Genomic DNA, 13,523 nt, shown 5'->3' with positions numbered 1-13,523 from the left:
GGCGGCGCGAAGCGCCGGATGAGGGGTCTCTCTCTACAGATGCGCTCGCGGAGAGAGACCCCTCACCCGCCTCGCGTTCCGCGAGGCACCCTCTCCCACAAGGGGCGAGGGGAAACCCCGCTCTGGGTTGCCTTTTGACCAGCGATGGGTTGCCGGGTCAAGGCCGGCAACGACGCCTCGAGCCTACGCGAAATAGATCAGGCCGAGCCAGTCGGCGACGAGCGCCGGCTTGTCCTCGCCTTCGATCTCCACGGTGACGTTGGTGCGGGACTGCAATTCATTCGGCTTGCGCAGCTTGGCTTCGGCCAGCACGAAGCGGCCGCGGACGCGCTTGCCCGAACGCACCGGCGAGATGAAGCGCAGCTTGTCGAAGCCGTAATTCACGCCCATCGTGGTGCCCGCAATCACGGGCATCACCTCGTAGGACATGATCGACAGCAGCGACATCGTCAGAAAACCGTGCGCGATCGTGGTGCCGAAGGCGGTTTCCTTCTTCGCGCGTTCCGGATCGACGTGGATGAACTGGTGATCCTCGATCACGTCGGCGTAGGCGTCGATACGGGGCTGATCGATCAGGTGCCACGACGACACGCCGATCTCCTTGCCGACCATGGCCTGATAGGCATCCAGGGCAATCGGCGGCTTCTTCCAGACTTCGTTCACTTAAGTCTCACTCCGAGTTTTCGCCAGCTCCGGAAAATCCTCCTCGCGGAATTCCCGGCCGCGCAGCGGATCGTTACGATCATTGTCGCGTTCGAGCCGTCGTAGCTGCACACGGCGGATTTTGCCAGAGATCGTCTTCGGCAGCTCGGTGACGATTTCCAGGCGGCGGATGCGCTTGAACGGCGCGAGGCGCGTGTGCAGGTGCTTGAAGATCGACAGCGCGGTCTCCGGCGAACATTCCGCGCCCGAGGTCAGCAGCACGAAAGCCTTCGGAATCGCGAGCCGGATCGGATCCGGGCTCGGCACCACCGCTGCTTCCGCGACCAGTTCATGCTCGAGCAGTACGCTTTCCAGCTCGAACGGGCTGATGCGATAGTCGGAGGATTTGAACACGTCGTCGGAGCGGCCGACGAAGGTGAGATAGCCGTCCTCGTCCGCGAACACCACGTCGCCGCTACGATAGAGCGCGCCCTCTGCCCCGGACAATTTGCCATCGTCGCCCTGATAGCCCTGCATCAAGCCCGCGGGGCGATCGGGGCCCAGCACCAGCGTCACCTCGCCTTCCTTCGCCGGATGGCCGTCGGCATCGCTGATCTGCACGCGATAGCCAGGTAGTGGCCGGCCCATCGAGCCGATCTTGATCTGCTGACCCGGCGAGTTGCCGGCCAGTGCGGTCGTTTCCGTCTGGCCGTATCCGTCGCGGATGGTGAGGCCCCAGGCTGCCTGCACCTGGTCGATCACTTCAGGGTTGAGCGGTTCGCCGGCGCCGCAGACCTCGCGCAAGGCGACCTTGAACGAAGCAAGGTTCTCCTGGATGAACAGCCGCCACACCGTCGGGGGCGCGCACAGCGTGGTGACGCCGCAGCGGCCGATGGTGGCGAGCAGCGCCTTAGCGTCGAAGCGCGGCTGGTTGACCACGAACACGGTCGCGCCCGCGTTCCACGGAGCAAAGAAACAGCTCCAGGCATGCTTGGCCCAGCCGGGTGAGGAGATGTTGAGATGGATGTCGCCGGGCTTCAATCCGATCCAGTACATCGTCGAGAGATGACCGACCGGATAGCTGCGCTGGCTGTGCCGCACCAGCTTTGGTTTCGCCGTCGTGCCCGAGGTGAAATAGAGCAGCATCGGGTCGTCGGCATTGGTCGGACCGTCCGGCGCAAAACTTTCGGAAGCCTTTGCCGCCTCGTCATACGCAAGCCAACCGCCCGAGGCTGCGCCGACCACGATGCGCACGGTATTCTCGGCACCAAGGCTCGCAAATTTTGCGACCTGATCCTCGGTAGCCACCACCGCCTTCGCCTTGCCGCGATCGAGCCGGTCACGCAGCTCGTCGGCGGTGAGCAACGTCGTCGCGGGAATGACGACCACGCCGAGCTTCATCGCGGCGAGCATCGTCTCCCACAGGGGAACCACGTTGCCGAGCAGCAACAGGAGATGATCGCCGCGCTTCAAACCCTGCGCGCGGAGGAAGTTCGCGACCTGGTTGGAGCGCTTCGAGAGCGCAGCGAAGGACAATTTTGTCTGCCGGTCCTGCGCGGCGTCGACGATCCAGAGTGCGGGGCGGTCCTTGCTGTCCGCATTCGTCGCCAGTTCGGCGTCGAACCAGTCCAGGGCCCAGTTGAACGGAGCCGGATCGGGCCACCGGAAGCCTTTGACCGCTGCCTCATAGTCCGTGCGGTGATCGAGCAGAAACGCGCGCGCTTCCTGAAATGTCGTCATGGTCCGGGCCCGTCGAAATGATGTTCGAGCGTAGCCCGGATGGAGCGAAGCGCAATCCGCGGGCTGCTAAGCCAATTGGAAGCAGCTGTCCCGGATTTCGCTTCGCTCCATCCGGGCTACGAAGCCCCGCTATTTTCCAGCGAGGCTGCGAACGTGCTTGATAATTCCGGAAAAATCCACCCCGCCATGGCCGGCTGCGTCGAAAGACTGATAGATCTCCTGCGCATGCTTGCCGAGCGGCGTAGCAGCGCCGGCGGCCTTCGCTGCGTCCTGCGCCAGGGTCAGGTCCTTCACCATCAGCGCCGAGGCAAAGCCCGGCTTGTAGTCGTTGTTGGCCGGCGAGGTCGGCACCGGGCCCGGCACCGGGCAATAGGTCGTCAGCGACCAGCACTGGCCGGACGAGGTCGAAGCGACATCGAACAGCGCCTGGTGCGAAAGGCCAAGCTTTTCGCCGAGCGCAAAAGCTTCGCTGACTGCGATCATGGAGATGCCGAGGATCATGTTGTTGCAGATCTTGGCGGCCTGGCCGGCACCGGCGCCGCCGCAATGCACGATCTTCTTGCCCATGTTTTCCAGCACCGGCTTGGCCGCGGCAAAAGCCTTCTCCTCGCCGCCGCACATGAAGGTGAGCGTTGCGCCCTTGGCGCCGCCGGTGCCGCCGGAGACCGGCGCATCGACCGAGAGCACGCCGTGCTTGGCGGCGAGCGCATGCGCGGCCCGCGCGCTCTCGACGTCGATGGTGGAGCTGTCGATGATCAGCGCACCCTTGGTCATGGCGGGCACCACCTCGTTCCAGACGCCGAGCACATGCTTGCCTGCGGGGAGCATGGTGACGACGACATCGGCACCCTTCACCGCGGCCGGCGCGCTGTCGGCAATGCTGGCGCCATCGGCCTTGGCCTGATTGCGCGAGGCTTCGACGAGGTCGAAAGCCACTACCTTGTGGCCGGCCTTGACCAGGTTGGCCGCCATCGGGCCGCCCATGTTGCCGAGACCGATGAATGCGATCGTGGCCATTGTCGTTTCCTCCGCTGTCGCGTTGTTAGTTGAACTTCAATTCGTCGGCACCGATCTCGGCGAGATACGGCGCTAGCACCTCCGGCGTGACATCTTCGATCCGCGGCGGCGACCAGGTCGGGTTGCGGTCCTTGTCGATCACGGCGGCACGCACGCCTTCGCGGAAATCGTCGCTCCGAAACACTTCCAGCGCTGCGCGGTATTCGCGCACCAGACATTCTTCCAGGCTCGACGATTTGCGCGCGAGGCGCAGCAGCTTCAGCGTCACCACCATGCCGCGCGGCGATTTTTCGTTGAGCGTCTTTAGCGCGGCCTGCGCGAAGTCGGAGCCGTCGCGCTTGAGCGCCGCGAAAATGTCCTCCATGCGGTCGAAGCCGAACAATGCATCGATCGCGCGCTGCTTCGCCGCGACCGGCCCTGCGGTCTCGCCGGTTGCAAAGCCGTTGATGAGCTGACCGACGTCGGCGGCGGTTGCACCGGAGCGCAGTTTCGTTAGCGCCTCGCGCAGCTCCGGCAGCTTCACAGCCGGCACAACCCAGTCCGCGAACCTCGCGTGGATCGCGTCCGGCCCGTTCATGGTCTGGCCGGTCAGGCCGAAATAGGTGCCGATCTCGCCCGGCGAGCGCGACAACAGATAGGTACCGCCGACATCGGGGAAGAAGCCGAGACCGACCTCGGGCATCGCCAGCTTCGTTCGATCCGTGACTACACGGTGGCTGGCATGGGCGGAAAGCCCGACGCCGCCGCCCATCACGATGCCGTCCATGAAGGCGACATACGGCTTCGGAAACTTCTTGATCCTGGCATTGAGGATGTACTCCTCGCGCCACAGGATCTTGCCGAGATCGCCATTGACCTTCGAACTCTCCCAGAGCGTGCGGATGTCGCCGCCGGCGCAGAGGCCGCGTTCGCCGGCGCCTTCGAGCAGGATCACGCTGACGGCGGGATCGGCCTCGAAGCGGTCGAGCGCCTTGTCGATATCGCGAAACATCTCGAGCGTCACGGCATTGATCGCCTTGGGACGGTTGAGCCTGATGATGCCGGCCGAACCCTCGACGCGGGCGACCAGATCGCCCTCTTCCGCTGAACTCATCGCGCGCCCTCGATCAGTTTGCGCGCCACGATGAGGCGCATGATTTCATTGGTGCCTTCGAGGATCTGGTGCACGCGCAGATCGCGCACGATCTTCTCGATGCCGTATTCGCTGAGATACCCGTAGCCGCCGTGAAGCTGCAGGGCGTGGTTGGCGACCTCGAAGCCGACATCGGTGCCGAAACGCTTTGCCATGGCGCACAGCATGGTGGCGTCGGGGTCCTTGCGGTCGAGCGCCGCGGCAGCGCGCCACAGGAAGGTACGCGCGGCCTCCAGCTCGATTGCCATGTCAGCGAGGCGGAATTGCAAGGCCTGGAATTCGTCGAGCCGCTTTCCAAACGCCTTGCGCTCCTTCATGTAGGCGCGCGCCTTGTCGACTGCGGTCTGCGCGCCGCCGAGCGAGCACGCCGTGATGTTGAGGCGGCCGCCGTCGAGGCCGGCCATGGCGATCTTGAAGCCTGTGCCCTCCTCGCTCAAGCGATTGGCGACGGGTACGCGGGCATTCTCGAACATCACCGCGCGGGTCGGCTGCGCGTTCCAGCCCATCTTTCGCTCATTTGCGCCGAAGGATACGCCCGGCGTCTTGCCATCGATGACAAGAGTCGAGATGCCGCCGGGGCCATCGCCGCCGGTGCGCACCATCACGACCAGGAGGTCGGTGCCGCCGGCGCCCGAGATGAACTGCTTCTGGCCGTTGAGGACGTAGTGATCGCCGTCGCGCACTGCGCGGGTGCGCAAAGCCGCCGCATCCGAGCCGGCGCCCGGCTCGGTCAGGCAGTAGCTTGCGATCAGCTCCATCGTGCAGAGTTTCGGCAGCCACGTGTGGCGCTGGGTCTCGCTGCCGAAGGCATCGATCATCCAGCTCGCCATGTTGTGGATGGAGATGAAGGCCGAGGTGGTCGGGCAGCCCGTCGCCAGCGCCTCGAAAATCAGTGCCGCGTCGAACCGCGTCATGGCGGAGCCGCCGACATCCTCGAGGATGTAGATGCCGCCCATGCCGAGGGTCGCCGCCTCGCGCATGACGTCGACGGGAAAATGCTTGTCCTCATCCCAGCGCAGCGCATGCGGCGCGATCTTCTCCGCCGCAAACGCCAACGCCATGTCGCGAACCGCGACCTGATCCTCGTTCAGAGCGAATTGCATGCTGCCGCCTACCCTTTCACTCCATCGTCATTGCGAGCGCAGCGAAGCAATCCAGCATCCCTCCGCAGAGATAGTCTGGATTGCTTCGTCGCAAGGGCTCCCCGCAATGACGGCTGAGGAGATTACTTCATCAGCGGGATCGAGAACTCCGCGCCTTCCTTGACGCCGGACGGCCAGCGCGAGGTCACCGTCTTGGTCTTGGTATAGAAGCGGACCGAGTCCGGACCGTGCTGATTGAGATCACCGAATCCGGACTTCTTCCAGCCGCCGAAGGTGTAATAGGCGATCGGCACCGGGATAGGCACGTTGATGCCGACCATGCCGACGTTCACCTTGGCCGCGAAGTCGCGCGCGGCATCGCCGTCGCGGGTGAAGATGGCAACGCCGTTGCCGTAGTCATGATCCGACGGCAGCGCCAGCGCTTCCTTGTAGTCATGCGCGCGCACGACCGAGAGCACTGGGCCGAAGATCTCTTCCTTGTAGATCCGCATGTCCTTCGTGACGTTGTCGAACAGCGAGCCGCCGAGATAGAAGCCGTTCTCGTAGCCCTGCATCTTGAAGCCGCGGCCGTCGACCGCGAGCGTCGCGCCTTCCTTGATGCCGAGGTCAATGTAGCTCTTCACCTTCTCGACCGCCTCGCGCGTCACCAGCGGACCGTAATCGGCCGACGGATCGATCGAGGTCCCGATCTTGAGCGACTCGACGCGCGGGATCAGCTTCTCCATCAGGCGGTCGGCGGTGGACTTGCCGACGGGCACCGCGACCGAGACGGCCATGCAGCGCTCGCCGGCCGAGCCGTAGCCGGCGCCGATCAACGCGTCGACCGCCTGGTCCATGTCGGCGTCAGGCATGACGATGGCGTGGTTCTTGGCGCCGCCGAAGCACTGGCAGCGCTTGCCGGTCTGGGCTGCGCGCTCATAGATGTACTGCGCGATCGGCGTCGAGCCGACGAAGCCGACGGCCTTGATGTCGGGATCGTCGAGGATGGCGTCGACCGCCTCCTTGTCGCCATTGACGACGTTGAGGATGCCGGCCGGCAGGCCCGCCTCGATCATCAGCTCGGCGAGCTTCATCGGCACGCCGGGATCGCGCTCCGACGGCTTGAGGATGAAGGCGTTCCCGCTGGCGATCGCGGGGGCGAACTTCCACATCGGAATCATCGCCGGGAAGTTGAAGGGCGTGATGCCGGCGACGACGCCAAGCGGCTGGCGCATCGAATAGATGTCGATGCCGGGTCCGGCTCCTTCGGTGTACTCGCCCTTCATCAGATGCGGGATGCCGCAGGCGAATTCGACCACTTCAAGGCCGCGCTGGATATCGCCCTTGGCGTCGGGCACGGTCTTGCCGTGCTCACGCGCGAGCAACTCGGCGAGCTTGTCGTAGTCGCGCTGGATCAGCTCCAGGAATCGCATCATGACGCGGGCGCGACGCTGCGGGTTGGTCGCGGCCCATTCGGGCTGTGCTGCGCGCGCGTTCTCGACGGCGGCGCGGACCTCGGCCTTGGACGCCAGCGCCACCTTGGCCTGGACGTCACCGGTCATCGGCTCGAAGACGTCGGCGGTGCGGCCCGAGGTGCCCTTGACCTCCTTGCCACCGATGAAATGTCCGATTGAGCGCATGGAATGATCTCCTTCAGGCCGAGCGTGGTCGCTTTGACAAATCCTATTGACCTGCATTTTATAGGATTCAAGTCTGAGATAATGCACCATAGATGTGCGAAAATGCTGGATCAAGGCGCTATCGACTGGGACGACTTCCGCTTCGTGCTGGCCATCGTGCGGGGCGGCTCGGTGTCGGCTGCGGCAAAACAGCTCGGGGTCGATCATGCCACGGTGATCCGGCGCGTCGACCGGCTGGAGAAGCACCTCTCCGCCAAGCTGTTTGATCGGCGCAAGACCGGCTACCTCCTCACCGAGGCCGGCCAGCGCGTCGCCGACAGCGCGGAAGCCATGGAATCGACCATCGTCGCCAACCAGGAGCAGGTCGGCGGCTCCGTGGCGCGGCTGACCGGCACGGTGCGGATCGGCGCGCCTGATGGCTTCGGCACCGCCTTCCTGGCGCCGCGGCTGGCGCCGTTCGCCGACCGGTATCCCGATCTCGATCTGCAACTTGTGGCCACCGCGCGGCTATTCAGTCTCTCCAAGCGCGAGGCCGATATCGCCATCAGCCTGACCATGCCGAAGGAAGGCCGCATCGTCGGCCGCAAGCTGCTCGACTACCGCCTCGGGCTCTATGCCGCCCCCGCCTATCTCGACCGCTTCCCTGAGATCATCTCCCGGCAGGATTTGGTGCAGCACCGCTTCGTCGGTTACATCGAGGAACTCTTGTTCACGCCGGAGCTCGACTATCTGCCGCAGGTGTCGCCGCGAATCTCCGCGCGCTTTCGCAGCGCCAATCTGATCGCCCAGCTCAACGCCACGCTCTCGGGCTTCGGCATCGCCGTGCTGCCGCATTTCATGGCGAGCGATTATCCGCAGCTCAGGGGCGTGCTGCCGGAGGAGATCTCGATCACCCGCACGTTCTGGATGCTGATGCACGCCGACAGCAAGGACCTCGCGCGGATCAGGGCCGTGGCGGACTACATCTCGGAGATTGTCGAGCGCGAACGGACGCTGTTTGCGGGAAGGTGAGTAGGAGAGCGATGAGACACGCGAACGCGCGACTCATAGCGTGCCCACCCCCCTTCTGCTGACATCGTGGAGAGACGGTGGGCACGGCGCAAGTGCCTCTGCGCGCCCTACGGCATCCCGCTAACCCTGCTTCGCCTTCTTCGCGGCCGTCGCCTTCGGCTCGCGCTTCGCGCCATCGAGCGCGCTGTCCCGGCCCGCCTTCAGCACCTCGTCGGACAGTTCGCTGGAGCCGGCAATGCGCGCCAGCAGCACGGTGCCGGCCATCGTGGCCAGCGTCGCGATGGCCTGCTTACGGGCGGCCTTGCGCGGCATGTTCGGGATGTAGTCGGTCATCATCTCGATCATCTCGTCGAGCTTGCCGGCGAAGGCCTTGCGCGTCTTTGGGCTCTCGCGGGCAATCTCGGCGCCAAGCGAGGGGATCGAGCAGCCATGACCGGGATTGTCGCGGTGCAGCGTTGAGAGGTAGCTCTCCGCAATCAGCGCCAGCCGCTTTTCAGGAGCGGCCTCGCCCGCGAGCTTGCGCCAGTGCTCCATCGAGCGGTCCATGGCATAGCCAAAGGCCTCGATCACCAACGCCTCCCGGGAATCGAAATGCGCGTAGAAGCCGCCATGGGTCAGGCCCGCCTCCTTCATGAGGTCGGCGACGCCGATGCCGTGGGCGCCCTTCTCGCGCAGCCGCACGGAGGCCTTCTTCACGATCCGATCGTGGGTTTCCTGCTTGTGTTCCCGGGAATAGCGCATGCGGATCTCATTGAATGTCGGAGATCATCTCATAACACGAAAGCCACCCGAACGGTGCATTAATTCATGTTTAGTTGTTGCCGATCATGGAGAAGGTTGCAGTTGCATGCACCGCGAGGGCTCCCTTACCGTCGCGGACGAAGCCTTCAGTGTAGCTGGTCTGGCGGCCCAGCTTGACGATCTTGCCTTCGGCCGAGATCAGCCCGGATCGAACCGACAGTGGGCGCAAGTAGGTCAGCTTCAGATCGAGGGTCACCGAACTTTGCCCGGCCTCGAGCCGGGTCGAGAGTGCACATCCCATGGCCGTATCGAGCAGCGCCGCTGCGGTCGCGCCGTGGAGCAGACCGATGGTGTTTTCGAGATCCTCGCGCGGCTCCAGTTCCATGACGATCCGGCCCGGCTCGACCACGGCCATGGTGAACCCGATCAGTTTCGCGAAGGGCGGCGGCGGCAGACGACCGTCGCGAATCCCCAGCATCGCGTCCATGCCCGACAGCCCCATGACAACTCTCGCAACCGGCGCAGGCACCTGCCAATTCACCACGCGCTCGCGCCGCTGGGCCGGTGAAAACAGGTCGAGTTGATCGATGTCCGCCATGGCTACCCCTTTGTATGATATATATCATACTATGCGACGGATTTCGCGTTAGCAACTCCGCCTACCGCCCGCTTGACAAACCGGTCGTTTGGGCTCGGAAGTGATCCCGACCAGGGCAGCTTGCGCGTCCACGAAAGCCTTTCGAGATACCACGATGGAAATGCTCAACCACCACTGCGGCGTGACGCGCGATGCGCGTGGCGTCGTCCATGTCGCAATCTGCAACGCCGGCTCGCTGAACATTCTCGGCTCGCCGGTGATCGACGCCGTGCGTGAAAGCCTCCAGCAGCTCAGCTCCGACCGCAGCATCCGCGTCGTGGTGCTGCGCGGCGAGAGCGAGAAGAGCATGATCGGGGGGGCGGATATCAAGGAGATGGCGAAGCTCGGCCAGAAATCGGCCGAGGCCTTCATCAGCCGCCTGCGCGATCTCTGCGAGGCGGTCCGCCAGTTCCCTGCCCCGGTCATCGCGCGCATGCCCGGCTGGTGCCTCGGTGGCGGGCTCGAAGTGGCGGCGGCCTGCGACGTCCGGATCGCTGCACATGATGCGCATTTCGGCATGCCCGAGGTGCGCGTCGGCATTCCCTCGGTAATCCATGCGGCGCTCTTGCCCCGCCTGATCGGCTGGGCCCGCGCGCGGTGGCTGGTGATGACGGCGGAGAACATCGATGCTCCGACCGCGCTGGCCTGGGGCCTGGTCGACAAGGTCGCCGCGCCCGGCGAGCTGGATGCCGAGGTGGAGCATGTCGTGAAGGCGCTGCTCGCCTGCGGCCCTGAGGCGCTGCGCTCGCAGAAGGCACTGCTGCGGCAGTGGGAAGAACTGCCGCTGACGGAATCGGTGAATCTGAGCGTGAAGGTGTTCGGCGAATCGTTCTTGACGGACGAGCCGACGCGGCTGATGCAGGCCTTCGTGAACCGGAAGCGGTAGCCTTGGTCCTGGAGTGAAGAGGCTCCCTCCAAGCTAGAGGTGTCATGCCCCCGGCTTGACGGGGCGTCCAGTACGCCGCGGCGTCTCGGCTTAACACGATGGCCTCTGGAGTACTGGATTGCCCGCCTTCGCGGGCAATGACAGCGGAGTGTGAGGCGACGGCTACGCTCATGCCGAAGCGCCGGCGTCGATACGCTTCTCAAATCGCACGACCAAATCTCATCCGGACCACGACATTTTCTCATCCTTCGCGCGATTGCAATTTTTGCGCCGCATCATATGATGACCGTAATCCTACCTCGCCATCGCCAGGGAGTTCCATCATGGCCGAAGCCGCCGATCCCGTCGTCATCGTCTCCGCCGCACGCACCCCGCTCGGTCGCTTCATGGGCGAACTGTCACCGCTTCCTGCGCACAAGCTCGGATCGCACGTGATTGGGGCGGCGCTGGAGCGTGCCAAGCTCGCGCCCGAGAAGGTCGACGAGGTCTTCATGGGCTGCGTCCTGCCGGCCGGACAAGGCCAGGCGCCGGCGCGGCAGGCGGCACGCAGCGCCGGTCTCCCCGATGCCACTGGCGCCACCACGGTCAACAAGGTCTGCGGCTCCGGCATGAAGGCGACCATGCTGGCGCACGACATCATCCGTGCGGGATCGGCCGACATCGTCGTCTCCGGCGGCATGGAGAGCATGAGCAACGCGCCCTATCTGCTGGCCAAGGCGCGCGGCGGCTATCGCGTCGGCCACGACCGTATCATCGACCACATGATGATGGACGGCCTCGAGGACGCCTATGAGACCGGCCGTTCCATGGGCGATTTCGGCGAGGCGACCGCGGAGGCCTATCAGTTCACCCGCAAGGATCAGGACGCTTACGCAATGGAAACGCTGAGCCGCGCGCGCAAGGCGGTCGAGGGCGGCGCGTTCAAGGCCGAGATCGCGCCGGTCACGCTCACCGAGAAAGCGGGTCCTCGCGTGATCGCCAATGACGAGCATCCGCTCAAGGTCGATCCCGCCAAGATCCCCGGCCTGAAGCCGGCGTTCCGCGCCAACGGCACCATCACGCCGGCCGCCTCGTCCGCCAATGCCGACGGCGCTGCCGCGCTGGTGCTGACGAAACGGTCGCTGGCCGATCGCAACGGTCTGCCTGCTCTCGCAGAGATCAAGGGCCACGCCACCCACAGTCAGGAGCCGCAATGGTTCACGACGGCGCCGATCCCGGCGATCCGCAAGCTGCTGGACAAGGTCGGCTGGGCTGCCTCCGATGTCGACCTGTTCGAGATCAACGAGGCCTTCGCGGTGGTGGCGATGGCAGCGCAGCGCGATCTCGGCATTCCCCGCGACAAGCTCAACATCAACGGCGGCGCGTGCGCGCTCGGCCATCCCATCGGCGCGACCGGCGCGCGGCTGATCGTGACGCTGCTGCACGCGCTCGAGGCGCAGAACCTCAAGCGCGGTATCGCCGCGCTCTGCATCGGCGGTGGTGAAGCGACAGCGATCGCGGTGGAGCGGCTGGCGCACTAGGACCGATGTCCGAAATTAAGGGAAGTCTGTCATTTCAGACTTCCCTTCTTTATGCCAGATTGGAAGCATGACGCGGATCCGGCATGGACCGCCAACAACAACGAGGCCCAATGATCTCGAACTGGCTCGCGGCAGCATTGTCCCGCCGCAACATCCACTACGGCTGGGTGATGGTCGGCGTGACCTTCCTCGCCGCGCTGATCAGCGCCGGCACGGTCGGGGCGCCCGGCGTGTTCATCGTTCCCCTGCAGAAGGAGTTCGGCTGGAGCACGGCGGAGATCTCCTCCGCGCTGTCGATCCGCTTCATCCTGTTCGGGCTGATGGCGCCGTTCGCGGCCGCCCTGCTCAACCGCTACGGCCTGCGCAACGTAACGCTGGCCGCCCAGCTGATCGTGGTCTCGGCGCTCGTAGCCTCGCTCGGCATGACCGAGGTCTGGCAGCTCATCGCGCTGTGGGGCGTGGTGATCGGGATCGGCACCGGCATGACCGCGCTGGTGCTGGGCGCGACCATAGCCACGCGCTGGTTCGCGGCACGCCGCGGCCTCGTGGTCGGCATCATGACGGCGAGCGTCGCCACCGGCCAGCTCGTGTTCCTGCCGCTGCTGGCAAGCCTGAACGAACGGTTCGGCTGGCGGCTCGCGCTCGGCTTCGTCTGCGTCATGCTCGGCGTGTCCGCGCTCGCAGTGCTGCTCGCGATGCGCGACCGGCCGAGCGACGTCGGTCTGCGCCCGTTCGGTGACGACGGCACCGAGCCCCTGCCCGCCCCGCCCGCGAGCCACGGCTCGATCACGGCAGTAGCGCTCGGCACGCTGCGCGACGCCTCGAAGTCGACGGCGTTCTGGATCCTGTTTGCAACCTTCTTCGTCTGCGGCGCCTCGACCAATGGATTGGTGCAGGTGCACCTGATTCCGATGTGCCTCGATTTCGGCATCCCGCAGGTGCAGGCGGCGAGCCTGCTGGCCGCGATGGGCATCTTCGACTTCTTCGGCACGATCATGTCGGGCTGGCTGTCGGACCGCTACGACAATCGCTGGCTGCTGTTCTGGTACTACGGTCTGCGCGGGCTCTCGCTGGTCTTCCTGCCGTTCAGCGATTTCTCGTTCTACGGTCTCTCCGTCTTCGCGATGTTTTATGGTCTCGACTGGATCGCCACGGTGCCGCCGACGGTGCGCCTCACCGCGCAAAAGTTCGGCCCCGAGCGCGCCAATCTGGTGTTCGGCTGGATCTTCGCCGGCCATCAGCTCGGTGCCGGCACGGCCGCGTTCGGCGCCGGTTTCTCGCGGACGGTCTACCAGAGCTACCTGCCCGCGTTCTTCATCGCCGGCGCGCTCTGCGTGTTCGCGGCCCTGATCGTGCTGGCGCTGTCACGGCAGCCGAAACTGCAGCCGGCGGCGGCTTAGTACCTGATCGTGGTGGTGACGCCGAACACCGCGGCGTCACCGATCCGCAAGACTGCGGTTGCACCAGTCGCCCGC

The 13,523-nt window shown here is 65.1% G+C and carries 11 protein-coding genes and 1 pseudogene; 4 read left to right on the top strand and 8 right to left on the bottom strand.

Annotation, left to right across the window (positions count from 1 at the left end; translation table 11 throughout):
* Nucleotides 1–183 precede the first annotated feature (183 nt).
* From P6U28_RS10265 to P6U28_RS10240, 6 genes and pseudogenes are all read right to left on the bottom strand, one after another.
* A complete protein-coding gene (locus P6U28_RS10265; RefSeq protein WP_122403711.1) occupies nucleotides 184–663 on the bottom strand; it encodes a MaoC family dehydratase in 480 nt (159 codons plus the stop codon).
* Nucleotides 664–2,382: an AMP-binding protein gene (locus tag P6U28_RS10260; protein ID WP_407122145.1), complete on the bottom strand. Its 1,719-nt coding sequence runs from the start codon at nucleotides 2,380–2,382 to the stop codon at nucleotides 664–666.
* Between the two features lie 129 nt (nucleotides 2,383–2,511).
* Nucleotides 2,512–3,411: pseudogene (gene mmsB, locus P6U28_RS10255) on the bottom strand (3-hydroxyisobutyrate dehydrogenase); the annotation flags it as partial.
* Nucleotides 3,412–3,424: 13 nt separating this feature from the next.
* Complete coding sequence (locus tag P6U28_RS10250) at nucleotides 3,425–4,492, bottom strand: enoyl-CoA hydratase/isomerase family protein (RefSeq protein ID WP_122403714.1); 1,068 nt, start codon at nucleotides 4,490–4,492, stop codon at nucleotides 3,425–3,427.
* Nucleotides 4,489–5,634 (bottom strand): isobutyryl-CoA dehydrogenase, encoded by a 1,146-nt coding sequence (locus tag P6U28_RS10245; RefSeq protein WP_407122144.1) that lies wholly within the window; start codon nucleotides 5,632–5,634, stop codon nucleotides 4,489–4,491. Before P6U28_RS10245 ends, P6U28_RS10250 begins: the two co-directional genes overlap by 4 nt.
* Before the next feature lie 122 nt (nucleotides 5,635–5,756).
* Nucleotides 5,757–7,253 carry a CoA-acylating methylmalonate-semialdehyde dehydrogenase gene (locus P6U28_RS10240; RefSeq protein WP_407122143.1) on the bottom strand — a complete coding sequence of 499 codons (1,497 nt, stop codon included), beginning with the start codon at nucleotides 7,251–7,253 and terminating at the stop codon, nucleotides 5,757–5,759.
* A gap of 102 nt (nucleotides 7,254–7,355) precedes the next feature.
* Between P6U28_RS10240 and P6U28_RS10235 the strand changes: the two genes are divergently transcribed.
* Entirely contained in the window at nucleotides 7,356–8,264 is a 909-nt protein-coding gene (locus tag P6U28_RS10235) for a LysR family transcriptional regulator (RefSeq protein ID WP_122403717.1), read from the top strand.
* Between the two features lie 120 nt (nucleotides 8,265–8,384).
* Here the strand turns inward: P6U28_RS10235 and P6U28_RS10230 are convergent, their stop codons facing one another.
* Both P6U28_RS10230 and P6U28_RS10225 read right to left on the bottom strand, forming a co-directional pair.
* Nucleotides 8,385–9,005, bottom strand: coding sequence for a TetR/AcrR family transcriptional regulator (locus P6U28_RS10230; RefSeq protein WP_122403718.1), 621 nt, complete (start codon nucleotides 9,003–9,005; stop codon nucleotides 8,385–8,387).
* 70 nt (nucleotides 9,006–9,075) lie between these two features.
* Nucleotides 9,076–9,603: a PaaI family thioesterase gene (locus tag P6U28_RS10225; RefSeq protein WP_162500318.1), complete on the bottom strand. Its 528-nt coding sequence runs from the start codon at nucleotides 9,601–9,603 to the stop codon at nucleotides 9,076–9,078.
* A gap of 154 nt (nucleotides 9,604–9,757) precedes the next feature.
* Here P6U28_RS10225 and P6U28_RS10220 point away from each other — a divergent pair, with 154 nt between their 5' ends.
* The 3 genes from P6U28_RS10220 (at nucleotide 9,758) to P6U28_RS10210 (ending at nucleotide 13,448) form a co-directional block, all read left to right on the top strand.
* Entirely contained in the window at nucleotides 9,758–10,528 is a 771-nt protein-coding gene (locus P6U28_RS10220) for an enoyl-CoA hydratase (protein ID WP_209294362.1), read from the top strand.
* 323 nt (nucleotides 10,529–10,851) lie between these two features.
* Nucleotides 10,852–12,048 (top strand): acetyl-CoA C-acyltransferase, encoded by a 1,197-nt coding sequence (locus tag P6U28_RS10215; RefSeq protein WP_122403721.1) that lies wholly within the window; start codon nucleotides 10,852–10,854, stop codon nucleotides 12,046–12,048.
* Nucleotides 12,049–12,158: 110 nt separating this feature from the next.
* On the top strand, nucleotides 12,159–13,448 hold the full coding sequence (locus P6U28_RS10210; RefSeq protein WP_407122141.1) for an MFS transporter: 1,290 nt from the start codon (nucleotides 12,159–12,161) through the stop codon (nucleotides 13,446–13,448).
* Nucleotides 13,449–13,523: the final 75 nt, after the last annotated feature.

The organism is Bradyrhizobium sp. STM 3561, assembly GCF_045571455.1.
GTDB classification, from domain to species: domain Bacteria; phylum Pseudomonadota; class Alphaproteobacteria; order Rhizobiales; family Xanthobacteraceae; genus Bradyrhizobium; species Bradyrhizobium vignae.
The sequence above is the reverse complement of the archived record's forward strand: the minus strand, read 5'-3'. Positions and strand labels throughout refer to the sequence as shown.

Excerpts from the sequence above, each read along its gene's own strand:
- P6U28_RS10260 (WP_407122145.1), bottom strand. The coding sequence starts at position 2,382 with ATGACGACATTTCAGGAAGCGCGCGCGTTTCTGCTCGATCACCGCACG.
- P6U28_RS10250 (WP_122403714.1), bottom strand. The coding sequence starts at position 4,492 with ATGAGTTCAGCGGAAGAGGGCGATCTGGTCGCCCGCGTCGAGGGTTCG.
- P6U28_RS10245 (WP_407122144.1), bottom strand. The coding sequence starts at position 5,634 with ATGCAATTCGCTCTGAACGAGGATCAGGTCGCGGTTCGCGACATGGCG.
- P6U28_RS10240 (WP_407122143.1), bottom strand. The coding sequence starts at position 7,253 with ATGCGCTCAATCGGACATTTCATCGGTGGCAAGGAGGTCAAGGGCACC.
- P6U28_RS10235 (WP_122403717.1), top strand. The coding sequence starts at position 7,356 with ATGCTGGATCAAGGCGCTATCGACTGGGACGACTTCCGCTTCGTGCTG.
- P6U28_RS10230 (WP_122403718.1), bottom strand. The coding sequence starts at position 9,005 with ATGCGCTATTCCCGGGAACACAAGCAGGAAACCCACGATCGGATCGTG.
- P6U28_RS10225 (WP_162500318.1), bottom strand. The coding sequence starts at position 9,603 with ATGGCGGACATCGATCAACTCGACCTGTTTTCACCGGCCCAGCGGCGC.
- P6U28_RS10220 (WP_209294362.1), top strand. The coding sequence starts at position 9,758 with ATGGAAATGCTCAACCACCACTGCGGCGTGACGCGCGATGCGCGTGGC.
- P6U28_RS10215 (WP_122403721.1), top strand. The coding sequence starts at position 10,852 with ATGGCCGAAGCCGCCGATCCCGTCGTCATCGTCTCCGCCGCACGCACC.
- P6U28_RS10210 (WP_407122141.1), top strand. The coding sequence starts at position 12,159 with ATGATCTCGAACTGGCTCGCGGCAGCATTGTCCCGCCGCAACATCCAC.